Annotated in this window: 15 protein-coding genes; 10 read left to right on the forward strand and 5 right to left on the reverse strand. The window is 45.6% G+C overall.

Translation table 11 applies throughout. The features are described from left to right. Window positions 1-64 precede the first annotated feature (64 nt). Both AC3WQ3_RS19190 and AC3WQ3_RS19195 read right to left on the reverse strand, forming a co-directional pair. Window positions 65-1,162, reverse strand: coding sequence for a HAMP domain-containing sensor histidine kinase (locus AC3WQ3_RS19190; protein WP_492473189.1), 1,098 nt, complete (start codon window positions 1,160-1,162; stop codon window positions 65-67). Further along, the gene (locus AC3WQ3_RS19195) at window positions 1,147-1,821 is read right to left on the reverse strand and encodes a response regulator transcription factor (protein ID WP_492473190.1); all 675 of its coding nucleotides are present in this window, start codon (window positions 1,819-1,821) and stop codon (window positions 1,147-1,149) included. Before AC3WQ3_RS19195 ends, AC3WQ3_RS19190 begins: the two co-directional genes overlap by 16 nt. 279 nt (window positions 1,822-2,100) lie before the next feature. Here AC3WQ3_RS19195 and AC3WQ3_RS19200 point away from each other — a divergent pair, with 279 nt between their 5' ends. The 3 genes from AC3WQ3_RS19200 (at window position 2,101) to AC3WQ3_RS19210 (ending at window position 3,835) form a co-directional block, all read left to right on the forward strand. Beyond that, window positions 2,101-2,700 carry a hypothetical protein gene (locus AC3WQ3_RS19200; RefSeq protein ID WP_492473192.1) on the forward strand — a complete coding sequence of 200 codons (600 nt, stop codon included), beginning with the start codon at window positions 2,101-2,103 and terminating at the stop codon, window positions 2,698-2,700. 397 nt (window positions 2,701-3,097) lie between these two features. Continuing rightward, a complete protein-coding gene (locus AC3WQ3_RS19205) occupies window positions 3,098-3,334 on the forward strand; it encodes an XRE family transcriptional regulator (protein ID WP_492473194.1) in 237 nt (78 codons plus the stop codon). Window positions 3,335-3,376: 42 nt separating this feature from the next. Next, the gene (locus AC3WQ3_RS19210; RefSeq protein ID WP_492473196.1) at window positions 3,377-3,835 is read left to right on the forward strand and encodes a DUF3888 domain-containing protein; all 459 of its coding nucleotides are present in this window, start codon (window positions 3,377-3,379) and stop codon (window positions 3,833-3,835) included. A gap of 177 nt (window positions 3,836-4,012) precedes the next feature. On the opposite strand, the gene AC3WQ3_RS19215 is transcribed toward AC3WQ3_RS19210, so the two are convergent. Further along, a complete protein-coding gene (locus AC3WQ3_RS19215) occupies window positions 4,013-4,885 on the reverse strand; it encodes a helix-turn-helix transcriptional regulator (RefSeq protein WP_193722647.1) in 873 nt (290 codons plus the stop codon). Between the two features lie 311 nt (window positions 4,886-5,196). Between AC3WQ3_RS19215 and AC3WQ3_RS19220 the strand changes: the two genes are divergently transcribed. The 3 genes from AC3WQ3_RS19220 to AC3WQ3_RS19230 all read left to right on the forward strand — a co-directional run bounded on the left by AC3WQ3_RS19220 (window position 5,197) and on the right by AC3WQ3_RS19230 (window position 15,085). Beyond that, window positions 5,197-11,571, forward strand: a complete 6,375-nt coding sequence (locus AC3WQ3_RS19220) for a rhamnogalacturonan lyase family protein (RefSeq protein ID WP_492473197.1) — start codon at window positions 5,197-5,199, stop codon at window positions 11,569-11,571. A 241-nt stretch (window positions 11,572-11,812) separates the two neighbouring features. Then, window positions 11,813-12,574, forward strand: a complete 762-nt coding sequence (locus tag AC3WQ3_RS19225) for a kanamycin nucleotidyltransferase C-terminal domain-containing protein (protein ID WP_492473198.1) — start codon at window positions 11,813-11,815, stop codon at window positions 12,572-12,574. A 225-nt stretch (window positions 12,575-12,799) separates the two neighbouring features. After that, complete coding sequence (locus AC3WQ3_RS19230) at window positions 12,800-15,085, forward strand: preprotein translocase subunit SecA (protein WP_492473199.1); 2,286 nt, start codon at window positions 12,800-12,802, stop codon at window positions 15,083-15,085. A 107-nt stretch (window positions 15,086-15,192) separates the two neighbouring features. Here AC3WQ3_RS19230 and AC3WQ3_RS19235 read toward each other — a convergent pair whose 3' ends face one another. Together AC3WQ3_RS19235 and rsgA are read right to left on the reverse strand one after the other, a co-directional pair. After that, entirely contained in the window at window positions 15,193-16,203 is a 1,011-nt protein-coding gene (locus AC3WQ3_RS19235) for a phosphotransferase (RefSeq protein ID WP_492473200.1), read from the reverse strand. Beyond that, on the reverse strand, window positions 16,200-17,204 hold the full coding sequence (rsgA, locus tag AC3WQ3_RS19240; protein ID WP_492473201.1) for a ribosome small subunit-dependent GTPase A: 1,005 nt from the start codon (window positions 17,202-17,204) through the stop codon (window positions 16,200-16,202). Before rsgA ends, AC3WQ3_RS19235 begins: the two co-directional genes overlap by 4 nt. Before the next feature lie 528 nt (window positions 17,205-17,732). Between rsgA and AC3WQ3_RS19245 the strand changes: the two genes are divergently transcribed. From AC3WQ3_RS19245 to AC3WQ3_RS19260, 4 genes are all read left to right on the forward strand, one after another. Beyond that, the gene (locus AC3WQ3_RS19245) at window positions 17,733-18,287 is read left to right on the forward strand and encodes a class I SAM-dependent methyltransferase (RefSeq protein WP_336781748.1); all 555 of its coding nucleotides are present in this window, start codon (window positions 17,733-17,735) and stop codon (window positions 18,285-18,287) included. Between the two features lie 310 nt (window positions 18,288-18,597). Then, window positions 18,598-20,310 (forward strand): sensor histidine kinase, encoded by a 1,713-nt coding sequence (locus AC3WQ3_RS19250; RefSeq protein WP_336781747.1) that lies wholly within the window; start codon window positions 18,598-18,600, stop codon window positions 20,308-20,310. Beyond that, window positions 20,307-21,713 carry a response regulator transcription factor gene (locus AC3WQ3_RS19255; RefSeq protein ID WP_492473202.1) on the forward strand — a complete coding sequence of 469 codons (1,407 nt, stop codon included), beginning with the start codon at window positions 20,307-20,309 and terminating at the stop codon, window positions 21,711-21,713. Before AC3WQ3_RS19250 ends, AC3WQ3_RS19255 begins: the two co-directional genes overlap by 4 nt. A 371-nt stretch (window positions 21,714-22,084) precedes the next feature. After that, on the forward strand, window positions 22,085-23,821 hold the full coding sequence (locus AC3WQ3_RS19260) for an extracellular solute-binding protein (protein WP_336781745.1): 1,737 nt from the start codon (window positions 22,085-22,087) through the stop codon (window positions 23,819-23,821). Window positions 23,822-23,865 lie beyond the last annotated feature (44 nt).

The raw sequence follows: 23,865 nt of genomic DNA on the forward strand, positions 1-23,865 counted from the left end.
TTTTTCATTTTTAGCATCATAGCACTCCCATAATTCAAGATAAGGAAATGCTATCAGAATATTTTCAACTATTTATCAACTCGATCCCAATACTTGCCGTGACGCTTCCACCGCCATGAGGTCCATTTTCAATCAACAGGCTTCCATCATGTTTGTCGCAAAACACTTTACAAACGTAAAGGCCCAGCCCACGATGTTCGGATGCATCCCACACTTCGCCCCGGTAAAAAGGCAGGACAGCTTTGCCTAGGGCATCATTTGAGAAGCCCAGTCCGTCGTCTGTGACGTTAATTATCATATAGCTTTTCTGAATGTCATAGTGAACATTCACTTGGCTGGCAGCATATCGAATTCCGTTAGCCACCATATTCTCGAAAATTTGCATGACGATATAAGGGTCCACGTTGATTTGGGCATGATCATAATCCATGGAGGCGACGAAGGTTTTGCCAGATTGCTTTGCCATTTGTTTGGCACTGTCGTTCAGCAGCGTCGTAAGCGTGATTATATCCATCGACTGACGGCGTACGGGGACATCTTCTAGTTTCTGAATCGAGTTCATGGCCTCCGCATAGCTCTCGAGACGCACAATGTGAAGATTCATGGTTTGGATCAGTTCCAGCGCCTTTTCTTCAGACAATTTCTTTTCCGGCAGATAGGCCGCAAGTAGCTCGGTGTTTCCTTTTAAAACTGAAAGCGGTGTTCTCAGATCATGAGCAAAAATGGCATTCAGTTTCTTGCGTTCCTCAACCGATCGCCAGAGCGTCCTTACGTTTTTCTCTAATGTTGAGCGCATGTGTTCAAATGCTTCGATTAGCTCGCCCATCTCGTCCCGGCTGTCGTAGGAGATGCGGAAATCTAGATCGTTGGCCGAAATTTTTTCCGAAGCTTGTTTGAGTATCTCCAGCGGACGTTTTAGTTTCCATCTGTAAAACAGGATGGCCATGATAACAATTCCGGCTGCCACGGTAAGCATAACCATCGCAACGAGGGAGGGCAGAATCCAATCTGATTCTCCGAAACGCTGCCGCAGCTTCTCCGCCCAGGCGAACTCCATAGTTACGACGGCGAGCACAGCAATAACTGTGGCTACAGATAGTAAAATAAAAGATTGCCGCAAGGTAAGGCGCTTGAATAGCCGTTCATTCATGTGCTTGGCCATTTGTATCCTACTCCCCAAACGGTCTCGATTCGGTCATCGCATCCGTATTCTTTTAATTTAGAACGAATTCGCCGGATATGTTCCGCGATTACATTACTATCACCTTGGTTATCCCAACCCCAAATTTTTTCGTACATGCGTTCCTTTTCGAACACGATATTGGGATGTGTAGACAGCAACTCGATGATCTCGAACTCTTTTTTGGCCAGTGGGATTTGCTTATCCTGGTAGTAGACCACCCGTGCTGTATAGTCAATAACTATATCCTCATTAAATCTCACCGAGGATTTGGTGTGGATACGCTGTTCCCTGCGCAAATGAGCTTCAACCCGGGCACCCAGTTCGTGAATGCTGAAAGGTTTCAGGATGTAGTCGTCACCTCCGGCCCGAAACCCGGCTATTTTATCTGCATCTTCGATCCGAGCTGTTAAAAATAAGATGGGGCACGAGACGAAATTACGGATTTGCTCGCATAATTGAAGCCCGTTCTGTTCAGGCATGTTGATATCTAGCAAAACAAGGTCGGGCTGTTGTTCGACTTTCCGCAGCGCTTCTCTGCTATCCTTGGCCGTTAGGACATGATATCCATTGATTTCGAAATAATCGGTCAGCAGCTTTCGAAGATCGGCTTCATCATCCACGATTAGTATTTTATGCATCAATGCTCAGTCTCCCGTTAACCATTTTTAAATCAGCATAGCAAAAAACTATACATAATAAAATCTCCATCTAATAGTGGGCGCTACACGGATCATCTTAAAAAGAACCCTAAATACAAAGTCATACTGGATGTAACTTTTACCATAGCTTATATAAAGGGGAGGCTATTTAACTTATTTGAATAAGAATGTTGATATGCAGGTTAATAACGGGGCGATAGACTATTCTGATAAAATGTAAGCTGCTACACAAAAAAGTATAAGGGAAGGTGAACCTTTTTGGATCTTGTCATTTATTCGGCACTGGCACTAATTTATTTGTTTCTTGTTATCAGGATTGCTGCTCAATTATCTGGGAAAAGACAATGGCTGAATTACGCCATCTTCCAGATTTTTGTATTGTTCAGTCTCGCGTACGATAACGGAATTATTGCAGCAGGTCGCTTCATAGGTGAAGGAGAGCTGCTCATGGGACTTAGCAGTGTTCGATTTTGGCTTCATGCCTTCGCTACACCCACGTTGGTACTTGTAGGCTACTACATCCTGCGCAGCTCGCAAGTCAAGTTTTCAAAACACATCATTACACATATTGCTGCGTGGGTAATAACAGTTGGCCTTATCATTTACCAAATAAGTTCAACCTTACAGGAAGTGGAAAGTCTTATACCCATGGAAGAGTATGGGGTTTTGAGGTATACGTCAGAAAGTCTTGCAGGTCCGCCATTCATGGTGATTATCGTTGGTTCTGCTGTTGTTAATAGGTATAATCGTTCTAGTAAAACAAAAATGGGTATGGCTGTTTGTTGGAACCTTGCTATTGTTTGTATGTCAAGCGATCCAAATACCTGTAGCAAGCACAGCTGTAACCAATATATTTGAACTGATCCTCATGGTGTCCATCTGGATCACCACTTCAAAAGCTTTAGATTCACAGAGGCGATAAAGTTTCCATTAATACGTTATAAAGCTGATATGTAGCCAGGAGAAAAGTGAAGTGTCTAATGAATGAGTGATTAACTCGTTCATTAGACATTTTTTAGTTGTGGCAGAATAAAAAAATTCAATATGTGAACGAACGGGATAGTTGAATTCACCGAAGGGTACAATACTACAAAAACGATGGGGTTGCTCTTTGTTTAAACAGGTTGTTTCATTGATTTTTATTTGGACTGTATCCGTCGGGCTCAAAGTGGAGTCACTAGTAAGGAAACCCCAATGCTGACAAAAGAAGAGGCATAAAGTGAAAATATAATGTTACACAGGAGGTTATCGTTTCTTGAAATTCGAACTAGGGCGCTGCTTACTGAATGAACGCTTGATGGAAGCCGGAAAGTCAGCAGAGTGGCTGGCAAAGGAATTGCTTTTTAAACCGGAACGAGTTTACGACTTTATGGAAAACAAAAGAGTAATGCCGCTTAAAATTGCTATATCGATCGCCGACTCTATCAGTTGTGACGTTCGTGCATTGTATGAATTAATTCCGAGTGATTTCGAAGTAAAGGGAGAAGATTGAAGAAATGTTGGAGTGCGCTATCTCTAACCGGAGGTGAAGTCCTTGTCTGGAAGAGTGATAAGAAAATTGCTTGTATCGCTTCTCTGTCTAGCCCTTATATTGGAACCCACCAAAACCTATGCTGAATCGGATACAAATGGTAAGAACCAAAGACTGATTCTAACTCTTTTAAGTCCAAAAATAGAAGAACAACTAACCCTTTTTTATAAAAATCGATTGAAAGAGAAGCCTATGTTTGCTCCTTTTCTAGGTGGGAATGACCTAAAGTTAGAATACCATGAGTCACACATTATTGCCCACGTGACGGTTGAACCGTACGTTGGTCCTCACTTAAGTGTAGGTCAAGATCTGATTACATTCCATATAGACAATTCCGGCGAGGTTAAAGTCATTGCGTATCAACAAATCAAGAACTACGAGCTTCCACCACATAGGAGGAATGTGGGTTATTCCAACAGCAGCATTCAGACAAATGTAAATTTTTGCGCTTTAAATAACTGAAATACTCGTTTAACAAGAAGTTGAGTTTCTTATTGACTAATATTAGTTCAGGATCGTTGGTTACCAAAAATATTCCTGAAAATGTGATTGCTCTAGCAATCCATGCCCAGTTCATAGATCATTACAGATACGGATAAAGAATACTGGAATGCAGTGTTAGCCGACTTGGGAGTTTGGCTACTCATAATAGATGGCCTCGTAAGGAAACGCTAACTTATTCAAGCGATATTCTTTGGGTGACATGGACATATATTGCCGAAAAACTTTGCCAAAATAGCTGGGACTCTCAAAGCCGCATTGTTGGCCAATTTGGGAAATTGGAAGCTCAGTCGTGCGGAGTAGTCGGACTGCAACTTCAATTCGTCTGTCTTTGAGATAGGCTAGCGGTGAAGTTTTCTCCGATTTTTGAAATAATCTGCACAAGTAATGCTTATTGATATCACAATGGCTGGCCAGCACATCCAGCGTCAATGGAGCAGCATAATTCTCCCGGATGAACTTTTTGCATTTCTCGATCGTAGTAATCGAAAGGACGCCGATATCTCTCTCCGCATCTCGGCTTGTCTGAACCAAGATAAGCAGCCACTGATAGACTTGCATGGACAAACGATACTTGTCCGTTACTTTCTCTTGATGAATCAAATGAATGATTTGCCATAACTCCTGAATCAAGGGAGAATCCGCGTTTCGTTGAATGACATGACCTTCGTTATCATGAATCATATCCCAGATTCGGTTCGCTTCATCCCCCCGAATGTTTATCCAGATAAATTCCCAAGGTTCATTATTCTCCTGTTTATAGTAATAGCAATGCTCCCCAGAGATTTTAACGAGCAGCGCATGTCCCTTCGGTAAAGGAAGGGTTTGATTATCAATATCCAGATAGCCCTGTCCATTAAGGGTGTATTGAAAAACAACGTGCCCGGGGTCCGGTCTATCGTCACTTGGACAGCGATATTGCTCGCTGGAGACGATCTGCCATCCTATAGAGTCCAGTGTCATGATTGATGTATCGTCGTTACGAAAAGCATAAGAGACCGTATGGACCATACTTTCATCCCCTGCCTAAAAAAGTCAATTTTATTATATAATACGTCACATTTTTTAGATTGTCTGCCTTTTTTTACACCTGTAAGATAATTGTAAGCGGTAACATAAGAAGGGGGTGACTATCGTTTGTGTTCCTTTGGTTAGTGAAAAAGAAGTTTTCCTGCATCAAAGGAATAGTGCTACACAAGTGCAACGAGCGACAACATCAAGCAGGGCAGATTGAACACAATTCCTGGGGCAGTCTTAAAACAGAAAGATTTCTTTCCCCAGATTCGAAGTATGAATTTTTGGATAAAGGAGGAGCTAATCCAATGGACCGAAGAACTGTTTCCATCCAGAAATCGATATTTGTATCTTTTCTAGCATTCCTTATGGTTATTTCATTGGCTGTACCTCCGGCTCCGGCACGTGCAGACATCCTGACGGGCCGCCAGGGAGAATATCTTAACCGGGGTCTCGTTGCGGTTCTCGTAGACAACGGCGTTTTTTTAAGCTGGAGGTATCTGAACAATGATCCTGATGAGATCGCTTTCAATATATACAAAAATGGAACCAAAGTGAACACGTCACCGATCAGCGACGTGACGAACTATGTGGACACAACCGGCTTCGACAGCTCGCAATATCAGATATCAACCATTATTGCGGGCAAGGAGCAAATGCAGCCAGAGGTTGTATCGGTCTGGCATAACGACTATCTGCCTATTCCACTTGATAAGCCGGCTGACGGTCGGACCAAGGATGGTGGAACCTATTCCTATTATGCGGGTGATGCTTCCGTTGCGGACTTGGACGGTGATGGCGAATATGAAATCGTCTTCCTGTGGAGTCCAAGCAATTCCAAGGACAATTCGCAGGCAGGATATACCGGCAATGTCTATATCGATGCCATCAAGCTGGACGGCACGAAGCTGTGGAGGATTGACCTTGGAGTCAACATCCGTGCCGGAGCCCATTATACGCAGCTCATGGTATACGATCTGGATGGCAACGGAAAAGCCGAAGTCGTTGTGAAAACAGCGGACGGCACAAAAGACGGACAGGGTACGGTCATTGGTGATGGCACAAAGGATTACCGCAACGAGGGCGGATACATACTGTCAGGGCCGGAGTATCTCACGCTGTTTGACGGTGAGACCGGAGCGGCCGTATCCACCGTGGATTACAATCCCCCAAGAGGAAACGTCAGTGATTGGGGCGATGGGTACGGCAACCGTGTAGATCGCTTTCTTGGCGCTATCGCTTATCTGGACGGCAAGAAGCCAAGTGTGGTGATGAGCCGCGGTTATTACACCCGCACGGTGCTTGCTGCTTATGATTATGTTGGTGGAAAACTCGTGCAGCGCTGGACCTTCGACACGAACGAAGCAGGTGCACAATATCAGGGGCAGGGCAACCATAATTTAAGTGTGCTGGATGCCGACAATGACGGCAAAGATGAAATCATGTTCGGCGCCTTGGCTATCGACGATGACGGTAGCTTGATGTACAGCACCGGGCTCGGCCACGGTGATGCCATGCATGCAGGCCAGCTCGATCCGAACCGGGACGGGTACCAGGTGGTGAGTGTGCACGAGCATTCGGATGCGGCATATGGACTGGAGATGCGCGATGCTGCTACAGGCGAAATTATCTGGGGGCAGAAAACAGGCATTGACACCGGTCGAGGGATGTCAGCGGACATTGATCCGAACTATCCGGGCTATGAATCATGGGCCACGACCGTTACCAACGGGCAAAGTGTACCTGTAACCAATACCTATTCGGCTGCCGGAGAGGCGATCTACACGGTGGACGAAGGACCCAAAACCGCCAATTTTGCCATCTGGTGGGACGGAGATCTTCAGCGGGAGCTGTTTGACCATGAGTGGGATAACAGTACCGCCAAAGGAATTCCACTCATCTACAAATGGGATTACGAAAACAAAAAGCTGGATGAAATCTTCCGAGCAACCGGTACGTTAACGAACAATCATACCAAAGGAAATCCGGCGCTTCAGGCGGATATTCTGGGCGACTGGCGAGAGGAAATTCTGCTGCGAAGCGAAGATAGCTCGGAATATCGTCTCTATACGACGACCATTCCTTCCGATTATCGTATTCCTACGCTGATGCAGGACCCTGTATATCGACTTGGTGTAGCATGGCAAAATGTATCTTACAACCAGCCGCCTCATACAGGCTTTTATCTTGGAGCGGAAGCTACAGCATTCCCCAAAGCCGATCTGTCACTGACGCGTGAAGCAGAAATGCTGGAGTCTATCTATCGCTTTGACTTCGGTACCGAGACAGCCTCAGGAAGTACGAATGTACAGGATACGCTCTACGCGCAAGATCCGGGATTCGGGTTCTTGGATACGAGCGGGATTGCGGTAGGGGCAAACCAGGTTTCGGTCAACACAGGCACAACATTTGCCGTTGATCTGCCAAATGCAAATTACAAGGTGACGCTGCGATTAGGTAGCGATTCGCGTGACTCCAACGTTGGAGTCAAATCCGAATATGTCCAGAAGCTAGCTATGACGAATGTAAAAGCGGGAGAACCGCTGGAGTATTCCTATGACATTGCCCTGGTGGATGGTCAGCTTGATTTCCTCTATACGGGTACAGCCATAGACATTCAAGATATTCTCATTGAGAAATATCCGGATAAATCGGCCGGTGCTGCAACGACGATCTATATGGCTGGTGATTCAACCATGCAATCTTACAGTGAGATGCAGGCACCACAAGAAGGGTGGGGTCAGCAATTCGGTCGTTATTTCTCAAATGGGGCAGTGATCGTGAATGACGCGATCGGCGGCCGAAGCAGCAAGTCGTTTATGGTAGACGGTCGTCTGGATACGATCCTGCAGCGAATCAAGCCGGGAGACTTCTTCTTCATTTCCTTCGGTCATAATGATGCCAGTGCAGGGATACCGGACCGTTATGCATCACCTGAAGATTATAAGATGTACCTGGCCCGATATGTAAACGGTACCAAACAGCGAGGTGCAACACCAGTATTGCTTACTCCGGTTGGACGCAGAGATTTTAATACGGTAACTCAGGAATTCAACGTCAGCTTCCCGGCATATGTGCAGGCTGCCAAAGAGGTGGCAGAGGAGCTTGACGTGCCGCTGATTGATCTCAGCAAGCTGAGCATTGCATACTACGACAAAATCGGTAATGCTGCAACGGAGAAAGTGTTCCTTTACGCTAATCCGGGTGAATATCCGAAATACCCGAATGGTATCAACGATAACACCCACTTCAGTCGTTATGGCGCGCAGAAAATTGCCGGACTGGTTGCAGGCGCGGTCAAAGACATGGAGTTGAGTATTTCTTCTCTGGTGATCGACCCGGATATGTCCGAGCCGGAACCGGAGCCAGAAATTCAGCTCTACGAAGAGGATTTTGAAGGCGATGCCGCCAATTACCAGTATGCGATGGTTAATGCTACGGGTATTGCAGGAACGATGGCGGGAACGGTTGTAGAACAAAGCGGAAATAAAGTGCTCTCCGTCACGGGATCCGGATCAGGACATCGGGCTAAAGTGTTCCGTATGTTCGATGCCGTAAACGGCGATCTGGTTAATGTGAAGTTTGATTGGCAATCGGGCAACGTAAGTGCCTATCCGTCAGAGGGGCATCTTACCATCATGGATTCTAACGAAAATGCGCTTTTTACACTGTATACGAAAACCGGAAGTTCCAAAATTCATTATTATGTCGGTGCTTATAATCCGGACTACGGCACAGGCGATACAGCCATACCTGAAGGGGGAACGGCTACAGAGATTTCCAAGAACCAGTGGGTCAATGTGGATGCAACCGTTAATTTTGCCAAGAAAACGCTGGATCTTACATTAACGAACCTGGCGGATCCGACTGATACACAGACAATCGAATCTATTCAGATGAGTTCCGGTGCTTACGCGAACAATGTCAGAGCTCTTAGGTTCTTGGGTACGAGAAAAGGCGGTGGAGGCACGCTGAACTGGACGACTCAGATCGATAACGTGCGAATTGAAGGCACTCAGCTCCCTTCCGAGGGCGGCGATCAAACGGCTTTGGTTGCTCTCTATGATGAGATCAAAGCACTGGATCTGTCGGAATATACAGACGCATCGAAAGCAGTGGTGAATCGGGCCTTGGCAGCTGCGGAAGCCATCTTCAATACCGAAGCCACTCAGGCTCAAGTTTACCACGCGCTTAACATGTTAACCGTCGCCAAGGATTCATTGACCAAAGAGACGGCTGAAGAGGTACGTGAGTACATGTTTGATTTTGGTTCCGGCAGCGCTGCTGATGGATACATCAAGGTAGATGCCAAGAGAGCGTACATCGAAGGCAACGGATATGGCTTTGCCGATACTGCGCTGACCGAAGATGTGAACCGGGAAACTGGAGATGTGCTCAAGGAGGATTTTACGCGGGTAAACGGAACTTCCTTCCTGGTGGAAATGGAACCAGCCAATTACCGGGTAACGATGACTGTTGGGGATGCGGTGGAATCGACGAGCGCAAGTGTCGTTGTGGAGCAGATGACGAAGCTGCCGCTCACAACCATTGCCAAGGGCGATTTTAAAGAAATCACTTATGACATTGCTCTGATTGACGGAGTGTTCAATTTTGACTTCGCTGGAAATACACCGAAGATTAATGGACTGAAGATTGAGCGTCTGCCTGAAAACGGCGCGGGCAATAAGCCTGTCATTTATTTGGCGAGCGATTCCACCGTTGCCAATTACGCGGAGAACTATCGTCCGCAAGCAGGCTGGGGCGAAACGCTGGGCGGATATTTTGATCAAGATGAAGTCAGCGTGGATAACCGGGCAGTCGGTGGGCTCAGCAGCAAGACCTTCCTGGTCGGTGGATATCTCAACGATCTTTTGCTCGACATCCATGAAGGGGATTATCTGTTTATGCAGTGGTCTCATAACGATTCCACACCGTCCCGCCCGGAGCGCTATCTTACGCCTGAGCAATTCAAGGTATATTTGATAGAATACATTGATGGAGCTCGGCAAAGAGGAGCGATTCCGGTTCTGGTCACACCAGTGAACCGTCGTGATTTTACTGGAGAGACCCTGAACAAAAGCTTCCCGGAATATGTTCAGGCCATGAAAGAAACGGCGGAGGAGACGGAAACACTCATCATCGATCTGAACCAGGCAAGCTGGGAGTATTTCCAGGAGCTTGGGACAGAAGGAACCAAGTCGATATTCATGTGGGTAGGTACAACGGAAGACAATACACATTTGCAGATGAACGGTGCAATCAAGGTATCTGAACTTGTGGCACGTCTTGTGAAAGAACTGAATATACCGCTGTCAGCCTTGGTGACACTGGAAGGGGAAACACCGGAACAGACACCTCCGCATACTACGGTATCCGTGGAAGGGGATGAGCACGACGGGTGGTTTACTTCTCCAGTCCAAGTAACCTTTACAGCAAATGATGAAGATTCCGAGATCGAAGGAACCTATTATCAAATCAATGGTGGCGAAGCAGTGAGTGGCACACAGTTGACTCTAAGCGAAGAAGGTACACATACCATCACTTACTGGAGTGTAGATGTGGATGGTAACCAAGAGAGTGAGCAGACTCTGACTCTATCTATTGATCTCGTACCACCAACCATTGAAATTCAGGGTCAAACCGAATATACCATTGATCAGCACGTGGAAATCGGTTATACAGCCTCCGATTCGGTATCCGGCGTGACAGAACCGACGGGTGTGCTCCTAAACACTCCGGCTTATACACTGGAACCCGGCCTGAACAAGGTGACGGCAAACGTATCCGATTTGGCTGGTTGGGAACAGACGGTAGAATATAGCTTTGGAGTTATTGCTACGTTTGATAGCCTGATTAATCTGACCAACTCCTTTGCGAATGAATCGATCGATCCTAATGCAAGTGCTCTTGCTGAGCAGCTTGCGAACACATTAGGGCAGGCCAACCAGGCAGCTATCCATCATGAAGGAGCAAAGGCACGTCAACTTCTTGCATCATACGGTAATGATGTTCAAGCAGCTAGAGGAACTGTCTTTACGGATGATCAGGCCAATGTGTTAATCAAGTGGGAGGAATGGCTCAACCAAGCAACTCCACTTGCGAACGGGGCCCCTGGAACGCCTGTGTTATCTGACAATAACGGTTACGACACGGGTCTTAGAGACGGGGACTACACAGTCACGATGAATTTGTGGTGGGGCAATAACGGCAATCAGTTTAAACTGTATGAGAATGGTGAATTGATCAAGGAAATCACACTGGTCGATCAATCACCATCCGCTCAATCTGTTCAAGTTGATATTACTGGAAAGAAAAATGGTACCTACATTTATACCGGAGAGTTGATCAATTCACTGGGTACGACCTTGAGTGTTCCGCTGACAGTCACGGTTACCGATGCTTCTCCGGGGCAAGCCGTTCTATCGCACGACAACTGGGACGGTGACGGCAACTATAATGTCAGCATGAATCTGTGGTGGGGAACGAATGCGACCGAATACGAACTCTACGAAAATGGTATATTGATCGACACACAGTCGCTGCAATCGAATACGCCTAACGCACAGTCTGTGGTTACTGCAATTACTGAAAGGGGACCTGGAATCTATGAGTATGAAGCTGTACTTCGTAATTCTTCAGGGGAAACCCGATCGTCCAAGTTAAATGTAACCGTACGAAAGTAGTAAAAATTGTTTTAGCCATCCCTTTATCACAAGTGATTTAGAACTGAAGTAGATTAGATATATTAAAAAGTGCTATTCCTCATCCATCTGAGGAGTAGCACTTCTTTATTTTGAGAAATCGTAAAAAGTACATGATCTTTTACTAAGCTGAGGATAATTAACCATGAACCCTCTAATCCAACGGACAGCTTAGTTCAGTGGATGTTAAAATAAATGAGACCATGATAACAGGAGGGTTTATATGCTGCCTTTTCCAGCCCGTACAAGTCGTCAAGAAAAATTGGATTTCGTATATGAGATAAAGGACAAGTTGTTGGATAAATATGATGGGGACATTGAAGCCATTGGTATCTATGGTTCGCTTGCTCAAGGCAAAGACGGTCCTTATTCAGATATAGAATTACATGTAATTTGTCGAGATGGAGCGAATATACCTAGCCATGAATTAATCTATCATCCATTCAAATTGGAGATTTCTACCAAGCAGGCATCGGAATGGTTAGATCAAGCGCATTCAGTAGACGATGGATGGGCAATTAAAGCGGGAAGCTTATTACACATTACTTCTTTGTATGATCCGAAAGGTATATTTGAAGGGACGAAAGAAGCTGCACTTTCCGTACCTGAAGAAGCATTTAGAGAAGTGATCGCAGAATTTATCATTTGGGAGCCTTACGAAACGATGGGCAAGATACGAAATATGCGAGTTACGAATAATCTTTCTTATTTACCCCGAGCTGTTTTTGATTTTACATGGCAAAATGCAAAATTAATTGGTCTGTTGAACAAGCAGTACTATACGAGTAGAGCCGTTACCCTCGAAGAATCTATAGATAGACCGATTAAGCCAGAAGGATATGTTGAGCTCGCGAGAAAAGTAATCAGTGGAGATTTGTCTGAAAAGGAAGAGCTTTATCAGCTCTGTGAAAATCTCTGGTCTGGGCTGAACCGTTTAATTCAGGAATTAGGGATTGAGTACCGAAGCGATAAATTGGAACTCTGACAGTCTGTTATTTAACTCGGATACCACATGTTACTAGCAGCGTCCCGCCACGGCTAGAATACTAATCAAAACGAATTGGAAAGTAACCCAGCAATCACATTCTCATTTTGAAAAAGAATATAATAATTGCTCTGATAGTGAGTAGTTCTTGGAACTCATGATGTCGAATCCAAGTGCACTTCATGGAGCAAAGGAAGTGCACTTCCACCGAGGAGGGATTAACCCATGAATGTAGTCACCAAGTTAATGAGTGAACTCAAAGATCGCGATAGCCGGCAGCAGTTGAAAGGCTATCGCGATCAGGTGAAACTCATCAGAAAAAGGAATCTGGAGGCCTGGGACGATGAACGACTTCGAGAGGAATCACATCGACTGAAAGAGGAAGCGTTAGGAGGCAGCGCTTTGAGTGAGCTGCTTGTGGATGCCTACGCTTTAGTCTGCGAGGTAGCAAAGAGAAAGCTCGGATTAAACCCGTACGATGTACAGATCATGGCAGCCATCGCTCTGCATGAGAGATTTCTAATTGAGCAGCACACGGGTGAAGGAAAAACACTCTCCGCTGTTATGCCCGCTTATCTAAATGCGCTAACAGGCCAAGGCGTGCATGTGCTGACGTTCAACGATTATTTGGCCAACCGAGATGCCGAGTGGATGGGCCCGATCTATCGATTTCTTGGGTTAAGTGTTAACTCAGTTCAAGCGGGCATGAATCTGTACGAGAAAAAGAATGCCTACGCTAGCGATGTCACCTACGTGACGGCTAAAGAAGCAGGATTTGATTACTTACGAGACACGATCGCGCTCAACGAAGTTGATCTGGTTCATCGCCCGTTCCACTTCGTCATCGTCGACGAGGCGGATTCGCTGCTTCTTGATGAAGCGCGGGTGCCGCTGGTTATTAGTGGAGAGTCGGGCTCTTCCAAGAATGACGACATTCGTTTTGCAAAAGTGGCTCAGCAGCTTAAACAAGGAGAGCATTACGAATTCGATGAGTTCCAACGGAACGTTTACTTGAATGAAGCTGGCTCAGCGAAGGCAGAGTCACTGCTCAGAAGCGGCAATCTGTACAATAGCCATAATACTCATTTGTTAACGTCATTAAATTGTGCGCTGCATGTGGAAACGTTACTAAAAAGAGACGTCGATTACATCGTCCGAGACGGTGAAATCGAGTTGATTGACGAATATACTGGCCGAGTGGCTCAAAACAGGTATTTACCTGACGGACTGCAAGCCGCGCTTGTAGCCAAAGAAGGGCTGCAGTGGACCGTAGGCGGGAAAATTCTCGGCACGATTACGATTCAACACTTTATTAGCCTGTATCCAGGCATTTGCGGAATGACGGCTACAGCACATGCTTCTGCTATGGAATTTGAACATATTTACGCGCTGCAGGTCATGAGAATTCCACCGAATCAACCAAACATACGGATCGACCAACCGCACCGAATTTACACTCATATAGAAGCCAAACGAAAAGCACTTGTACAAGAAATCTCGTCTGTCCATGCGACGGGACGTCCGATTCTCATTGGTACATCCAGCGTTGAGGAGTCCGATGACCTGGCGGAAGCGCTGGCGAAGGTTAATGTACATTGCCATGTTTTGAACGCAAAAAACGACGCAAAAGAAGCTGAAATCATCGCTAAAGCAGGAGAAATTGGTGCCGTAACCGTTTCTACAAATATGGCAGGACGAGGCGTAGACATTCGGCTTGGCGGCGGAAATCCTGAGCAGGCAGGATTGGTCGCCAAGCTGGGAGGCTTATACGTGATCAGTACATATGTGAATGAAAGCGTGCGGATTGACGATCAGCTACGCGGGCGTTCCGGCCGCCAGGGCGACCCGGGATCCTCCGTATTTTTTGTAAGCCTGGAAGATGAGCTAATGGTTCAGTTCGGCATCCATAAATTGGTTCACGTACCTAGGCAGGATGAGGCACTCGATGACACGGTGCTTCTCAGTAAAATCGAGCATATTCAGCGCGTTATTATGGGTCAGAACTTTGATATTCATCTGGAACTGAACAGTTATTCGGATATGGTGGAAGATCAGAGACGAATTCTGTACGCCGAGCGTCTTCAGATTTTAAAAGGCGATATACCGATGAGCCCCTCGGAACAGAGAGTACGTCTTTTTTATATGGACGAGTTCTGGGCGGAACATCTGGCGTATGTTTCTTACCTTCGCGAAAGCATCCACTTGGAGAGCATAGCCAGCCGCAATCCAATCGAACAATTTCATATGCAAATCACCCAGGCCTACGAGCAAATTCCGTATAAAATCGATAAGGCATCTCAGAAGATGCTTCTAAGACTTGGAGATTCAAATGATCCATCGGAGTGGGAAAAGCTCGGTCTGAAGAGCCCTGCATCCACAAGGACTTATATTATCAACGATCAGTACAGCGAAAATAGACGCAGCTTATGGACTGGTACGACCGTCTTTGCTTTTTGGGGCCGCCAAATTTTGAGATGGGCGCTATGGCCGGTATATAGGATGTCAAAATAGTGATAAAAAGTAGTATTTCATTTTATTCTTCAAATCAATTGATGCTGCAAAAGAAACTCCGAACCCCACTATATTCACGGGTCTCGGAGTTTCTCTGTTAGAGCAACTTAAACAGTGATGCTTTTCATTTCATGAATTTTTTGGAGTATTTGAACAAGTTTTGTCTTCTCTTCATCATCCTCTGTGTGGAGATAACTCTCCACAAACCTGTATCCAAATACGAGAAGGATCATTTCATAGACGCAATGGTCTGCAACAGGGGGGACATCTGCATATTCAGAAAATCCCTGGTAATACGCGGGAACACACCGCTTGTAGTAATCGACCATATCATTAACATCCGCTTCATCCGCAATCAGACTTGCAAGATCTTCACCCAAGTAGCCCCATCCCGATGTATCCCAATCAATGAGCGCAATTTTCCCATCAGCATAGATCAAGTTGGTCACCCAGAAGTCCCTATGGCATAGCACAAGGGGGAGTTTTTCAATGCGGTCAAATATTTCTTCTGCGTGCTCATCAATGTCGATAAGCATTTGCCGCACATGCTGCGGAAATTTGCAGTTCTCTGAACGTATATAGTCGTAGACAACCGGCCATGACCGGAAGTGCAGATAGGTATTTTTCATGAGGTCCGCATGGCTCAGGTTAGTCAGGCTCTGAAGTACAGCAGGTTGCTTGGCATACAGTTTGCCTTGAAAGCGTCCCAATTCCAGTGCGGCCTGTTCATACATGTCACCGGTCAAGTCCAAACCGGATACGCCATCAATATATTCCAGCCATAGATGGAATTCATTTTCTTCGGTATTCATCTCGGCGTAATAACATGTTGGCCAGCGCAAGGCATTGGAGAATGTTTCACCCAAGTCAGATGCATAGAGGTCATATTCCCGGCGCCATGAGCCTGGATCATTGTAACGAGTCCATTGCTTCTGAACTTTTAGCACGATGCGGTATGACAATTTTTCGCCTTCGGATGTTTCGGCAACCCCCGTCACCAAGTTTACATTTCCCACAGTACCGCCATGTAGAGGTATGGTTTGGTAATCAGCCGAGATGATCTCTCTCTCAAATCTTCTGTGTAAGACAGCGTTCAGCGTTTCGGATTTGATATTCATATCTTCTTACCCCCGTTTTTCTTCATGTTCTTGCCGTACATGGCGAGCATTTTGCTTTTCGCCCTCTTGTTAATGAGGTAACTCGTTTTATTCTGGACATACCTGTTCTCATGGTGTTGGGCGAGATAATGCTCCCACCGCTCACGAGACAACGAGCCGTCGGCAATCGCGGTGAGAACCGCACAACCGGGCTCAGTCTGATGGCGGCAATCCGTAAATCGGCATTGAGTGAACCATGCCTCCACATCGGTAAAACTAGTGCGTAAGCCTTCATCGGCATCAAAAAGACCAAGCTCCCGCATACCCGGCGTGTCAATGACCATACTTCCGGAGGGGAGCATGAACAACTGACGATGGGTTGTTGTATGCCGTCCCCGGCTGTCGACCTCCCGGATCGCCTGAACCTTCATTACGTTCTGTTCCATCAATGCATTGAGGAGAGACGATTTCCCAACACCAGACATACCGAGGAAGACAATTGTTTTACCAGGCATGAAATAGGCATTGAGTTCGTTCAGTCCCATGGCTGTATGACTGCAGATTGCGTGAACCGGCACACCAGGAATACTTTGTGTAACTTCGGAGAGTGGGAGAGTATAATCTGGGGCGAGATCAGCCTTGGTCAGAATGATGACCGGCTGGCCGCCGCTCTGCCGGGCTTGTGTCAGGTATCGCATGATGCGGGAAACGTTGAAATCCCCATTCAGCGATGAAAGGATAAACACATAGTCGAAGTTGGTTGCAACGACCTGTTCCAGCACGGTTTTGGTATAACCTGTGGCGTGACCGGAGTAATCCGCGCGTGAGAATTTGGAGCGGCGGGGCAGTACTTTAGCGATGAGAGAATCTCCGCTCTCGTTGTAGTACAGCAAGACAAAATCCCCGACGCACGGAAAGTCCACACGTGTTGCCGCGCCTTGATAAAAGGTTCCTTTAAGAACCGCTGTTACTTCCCCGCGCTCGGTCATGACCGTGAAGCGCTCACGCCTAAGCTCTGTCACTCTGCCGGGCAATAATCCATCTTGAATTGCATCTATCTCTGTATAGCCATAGGTTTTCAAATCAATCATGTTATTGGGTAGCTCCTTTAATGTTGTTTTTTGGACGCAAAAATGCCACGGACAAGCAGCCTGTTAAGAAGCTGCTGTCGCGCGGCATCAGGACGCAAAAAAGATACGACCTTCATCGTATCTGCAAACAGCAATATTCACGAAAGGTTACTTTGGATGGCATACCAAATAATGCGGGCAAATTCCCGCTTTTTTCGTGTATGCCTACTATTCAGTTTTAAGACGAAACCACCATATAAGTAGCTGCCATTTAAAACATCTCCCTTCGTGTAAGGAACTTGCTTATCACTAAGCTCTATATAAAATAACCTTTTCTTCCAGAAAAATCAATTGAAAATATGACTAGCCAAAAAAACGATCCTTCCACTTATCTTAAGGAACATTACAGTTTACATTTCAATGAGAGTATATTATAGTTATTAAAGAGTTATTTTATCCGTAATTAAAGGGGAGACCAATATGAATCCAAAATTACAAAAGAAAATAAACAACTTAGAAAATATCGAAAGATTTCCTGCAGAGGAATTATTGGAGCTATTGCCTATCAAGAAAACCGATAATGTATTGGACCTTGGAGCGGGCACTGGTTATATTTCAATGTCCATTGCAGAACGAGTGAACACCGTATATGCGTTGGACAATGACAAGGATGTTCTTGAATATTTGGAAACCCAAGCGACGGAGAGAGGTATTACGAATATTACATCTGTTGTAGGTGACTTTAAAGAAATTCCGTTAGATAACCAGGTTCTTGATACAGCTATTGCATCCATTTCTTTACACGAAGTTAAGCCTCTTGCAACAGCTCTGAAAGAGATTAACAGAATATTGAAAGACAGAGGCTTGTTTTTATGTATCGAATTAGAAAAGTCAGAGACTTCAACGGGTCCGAGAGTTTCATCCAAAGATATGGAAGTGCAAATGCTTGATGCTGGCTTCACCATCGTTAATACGATCTACCCATCGACCCAAATTGCCAACCAATCTGTCTATATAATCCTTGCTCAAAAATAAACAATAAGAACAATTAAGATGATCTTATCTTATGTAAAAGGGTCCTGCCACTGGTTTTGGTGGCGAGAAGCATGAAAGCGTTTGACTTATTCGAATATCGATCTATAATTATGAAGGAAATTGGACGAGGACGGAAACAGACGAAGTGTCCTGATATGTCCACCTGAATGGATCGAAATGCCGACAAGCTTCAAAGTAGGCCTCAGCCTATGGGGATAACGATATTCGGTATAGCTGTATGTATACTCACAGCAAGCTTCCATAACCAGGAGGCTTGCTGTTTTTATTTTTTGAAGGAGACTAAGTCAGAATGACACTTAAAAAAAGGATCTTTTTATTGTTCTTCCTCAGTGCGTTTATCCCTTTTATCAGCATATTTGCGATTTCCTACTATACCATTGACTCCATTTTCGCAAATAAAATCGATGACGGCATCCGCAGCAATTTACAGCAGGTGACATCCTCCCTGGAGAATTCAATCACCAATCTGAATCACGTTACACAGCAATTGTCCTACCGTGGAACCATTGGCAAAAAGCTGGATCAATTCCTGAAGCCTTCGTCGGATATCTTCCTATTGATGGAGGCGAGAGACGAATTAAAAAGCGAGTTAAGTGTGGTCACGTTTACCAATCCGAATATTGGATTGACGTTATATTACTTCCAGAAGGATGGAACTACACAGTTTGGCAACTTCCCGATTAAGGATCGCTTTTCTCCGGAGTCACTGCCTGTGCTCTTCCAGACCTATGGTATTAAATATTATGGTCCGCATATCAGCATGAACCGATTCGATGACCAACTCGTTCTGTCTGCTCTGCGAAGAGTACAACTACCCGAAAGGGACGACGTGTACATTTACGTTGAGTCGGGCTTTCGCCTCACGCAGGATAACTTGGGATACAGTCAGTACAATGGGGCTCTGTCTCATCTGATCCTGGATGGTGAAGGCAACATTGTGTACAGTGAAATACCGGAAGCGATGAAGGTCGGGGAGAATTTCTCCAGCTTGACAGCCGATCCTGCCAAGGACGGGATATCCCGGGGGTATCACTGGTTCAAGGAGGATTCATCACAGAAATGGAGTGTCGTTTCAGTCATTTCGCAGGCTCAATATCAGCAGGAGAAAAACCAGTGGTTACTTCAAATATTGCTGGTCGCATTATTTTTCCTCGGCTTTACCGTATTTCTAGCTTGGCTCTTGTGGAAGATGGTGTACAAACCACTTGGTTTGTTCCATTCGGAAATTAACGGGATGTCTAGAAATCCACAAACGACGGGGAGCCGAGCTCGCACCCAGATTCCCGAATTTGATTTTCTGCTCGGTGAATTTTCGAACATGCAGCATCAAATTGGCGATCTCTTCAAGGAAGTGCAGCAGAAAGAAAAAATTCGTGCAGACCTGGAAGTGGAAAAACTGCTCTATCAGATTAACCCGCACTTTCTGATGAATACACTGGATACGGTACACTGGCTGGCCGTCATGAACGGACAAGGGGAGATCGATAAGCTGGTACAGTCATTGAACAAGCTGCTCTATTACAACTTGGGCAAATTAGGGCAAGTATCCACGATGGAAGAGGAGATTGATGCATTAAGGCAGTATCTGATTTTGCAGCAAATTCGGTATGACTTTGAATTTGACGTTCGGATTACTGCTGATGAACAAGTGCTTCAAATTCCTGTGCCTCGTTTTATTCTGCAACCGCTGGTTGAAAATTCTCTCTATCATGGATTGAGTGATGAAGGCTTTATTCAAATTGAAGTGACATGTAATACAACATTGAACATTATGATACAGGATAATGGTGCAGGCATGAGCGAGGAAACCATTCATAAACTGCTGAACAACCGTGTAGCTGAACAACAAAAAGTAGGAATGGGCATTGGACTCAATTACGTTCACCGCATGTTGAAGTCACAATATGGGGACCAAGCACAATTGGTCATCCAGAGTGAATTGGGAACAGGGACAAGCATTCTGCTCATACTGCCCATTAAAGGAGAAGATATCTCAGCATGATTAAGGTATTGATTGTGGATGACGATAAGCTGGTACGCAAAGGCATTAGCTCAGCGATGCCATGGAACGAATTCAATATGGAGGTTGTAGGAGAAGCGAGTAACGGAGCAAAAGCACTGGATTTCCTGAAATCCCAACCGGTCGATCTCATGTTGACGGATCTTGCGATGCCGGTCATGTCAGGGATTGAACTGATGCGAGCGACGAAACAGCTCTATCCGGAGCTTCATATTGTCGTGTTAACCTTGCATCAGGATTTTGATTATATCCAAGAAGCGCTGAGGCTGGGCGCCATTGATTATATAGCCAAAGTCCAGCTGGAGAAGGAGCAATTCGAACATGTTCTGCACCGGATCCATACTCGTATTACTGGGTTGACGAATTCTAGCCGAAAGATGCCTTCTATCAATGAAATCAATGTCCATTACCCGAATGTGTATGCACTGGTTTCCCAAGATCGCAAATCCGAACAGAAGTGGCCCGTGGAGCTGACCACCGATGGAGATGTGATCCGGTGGGAGGTTGAACGGAATAGCTGGATGTGGGCAGCTTCCCATGACGAGCAGGACCCGCTGTTTCATCAGCTGAAGGCATCCCTGAATCAAATTCCTCATAGTACATTATTGGTTTTGTCCGATGTACAAGAGAGAACATGGTCCCAAATCAAAAATTGGATTATGAATTATACCGAGGCATCTCTATTTTATGCGTACAACCCTGATGACCAAGTCATTGCGGTTTCGATGAACGAGGAAGAAACCTTTTTAAAAGAGCCGCAGGATGAGGACATAGACCGGATTAAGCAAAGCTGGTTCCAAACCCCATGGACTCATCATGACGCGTACTACAACCAACTCATTGAACAGTTTACATCATTACGATTAAACAAGGGCCAGTTGATGGGATTACTATACTCCCTCGTTATGGAGTGGAATCACCTGTTTGCCCAAACAACGCTTGGAAGGATCTCGATGATCCATGGTTTTAATTCCTGGTATGAGGTTGAGAAATGGATTAAACAGACTGCTGTAGTTATTCGTAAGGCCGACGAACAGACTTCGTATTCCCAGGAAATCATCCATGCCGTGAAAAAAGCAGTGATGATCATGCAGGATGACTTGGAGCAGGCGTATACCGCTTCAGGGCTTTCCCAACAACTCAACATCAGCCGAAGTTATTTCAGTCAATGCTTCAAAGATCTGATGGGGAAAACCTTTAATGAGTACTCCAGGTTCATCCGGGTAGAGAAGTCGAAGGAATATTTGCTTAATACAAACAACACGATTTTCTGGATTGCCGAGCGAGTGGGTTATACGGATGAAAAATATTTCAGCCGGATTTTCCGTGAAGTGACTGGCCTGCTGCCAAGCGAATATCGGCAGCAAGGCAGAGGAGTCAAATAGCAGATGTGTTCCTATTGAACAGACACCCATCATAAGGAAAGTGACCGTCTCCATAATGATTGTTGGAGGCCGTCATGGAAATGGTCCAAGAGACATTTTATCGATTATGGATAAATTGAAGGCCGACAGTTTCCTGTTTGAGGAGCTGCCGGCCTTTGTTTTTGAATGGAAATAAGGATAGTTAGATGAATGTAAGTCAGCAGGTAGGATAAATGTTCACGAGCTAACCAATACTCCAGGATTGCGGTAGAAAACTGCAATCATTTCTCTATCCAAACGAACGTGCAATCCCTATCTCAGTGGATCCTCACTCCATTTTATAATGAAAGCGTAAACAAAAAAGATAATCAGAATAAGGGGAATCGAATTAGATGAGAACAAAATGGTCCATGAAAAGCAAACCGCTCACGAAACGTCTGGCCGTGCTGTCGATGTCTGCACTTATGGTTACAGCTCTTGCGGCATGTGGAGGCGCATCCACTCCTCCTACTGCGGAGGAAGCAGGCAAATATGAGGTAACACCGGGGGATCCGTTCAGTGCCTACAAAGACGAAATCACCGTAACCATGGGACGGGTGACTACAGCCAATCCGAAACTGCCGGCTGGAGATACCTATGAGAACAACGCATATACGCGACTGGTTAAAGATACATTTAACGCTAAAATCACGGATCAATTTGAAGCCAATGGTGAAGATTACAGCCGTCAGGTTTCGCTCGCCATCGCCTCTGGGGAATTGCCTGACATGATGCGTGTCGACTCCAAAGACGAACTGAAAGAACTGGTGGACAATGACCTGATTGAAGATCTTACAACCATTTACGATCAATACGCCACAGATAACATCAAGCAGATTTACGATTCCTATGATGGGCGTGCATTAGATAATGCGACGATTGATGGTCGTTTGATGGGCCTTCCGGCGACGTCCCTGGATTCCGCACCAACGATGGTTTGGGTACGTCAGGATTGGCTGGATCTGCTGGGGATCCAACTTGATGCAGACGGAGATGGAGCCATCTCGCTCGAAGAAGTGGAGAAAACAGCACAGGAATTCCTGAAAAGAGATCCAGGTCAAACCGGTAATCCGGTCGGTATTCCTTTTGTCAACACATTGAATACCACAGATTACAACGCCTCTGCCTATACCATGCTGGGTGTTGCCTCAACAGAGGGCGCGTTCCCGCAATATTGGATGAATGGTGAAGACGGCAAAATTGTGTATGGTTCCACGACAGAAGAGACCAAGCAAATGCTGGGGATCATGGCGGACTGGTTCAAGAAAGGCATCATTGACCCGCAATTCGGAACTCGGACGTTTGATGACATTACTGCACTCTATACCAATGGCCAGAGCGGTATCGCTTTTGGACCGTGGCATATCCCAGACTGGGGATTGATCAGCGTGAAACAGATGGATAAAAATGCGAAATTTTCGGCGTATACGTTGGAAGATGCAGAAGGCAATGTGAACGTAGCACATGCTAATCCATCCAATCAGTTTATCGTAGTAAGAAAAGGGTATGAACACCCTGAACTGGCAGTGAAGATTGTAAACCTGTTCTACGACAAACTGGCAAATGATAAAGATGTGGCAACAACCATGCCGGAAGCTGCCAAGTATCAGGAGACTGGGGTAGACGGATCTACGAGACCGTTTAATATCGAAGTCAATTCCGCTACATCGCTGCTGGATGATTATTCTGATGTCGTTCGTGGAATCAAAGGGGAAATTGGTCTGGATGAGGTTCGCACAACCGAATCGAAGAACAATATCGGAAGCATTAAAACGTATTTGAGCGACATGGATACGGATGACGTGACCGCTTGGTCCAAATACCATTCACGGATTAACGGCGTTGGACTGATCGACAAGCTGACACAGGAGAATAAATTCGTTTGGATGACTCCTGCTTTCTCTGGAACGACATCAAGCATGAAACAAACGTGGGCCAATTTGACGAAGCTCGAACAGGAATCGTTCATCAAAATTGTGACAGGTTCCGAACCGCTGGATTACTTCGATACATTCGTCAGCAACTGGAAGAAACAAGGCGGTGATCAAGTCATTCAGGAAATCGAAGATGAGATCGCATCGAAACAATAGACATCCATGAACAGTAGCAGGGCTGCGATATGCAGCCTTTCTTC

It is taken from the genome of Paenibacillus sp. FW104-T2, assembly GCF_058789975.1.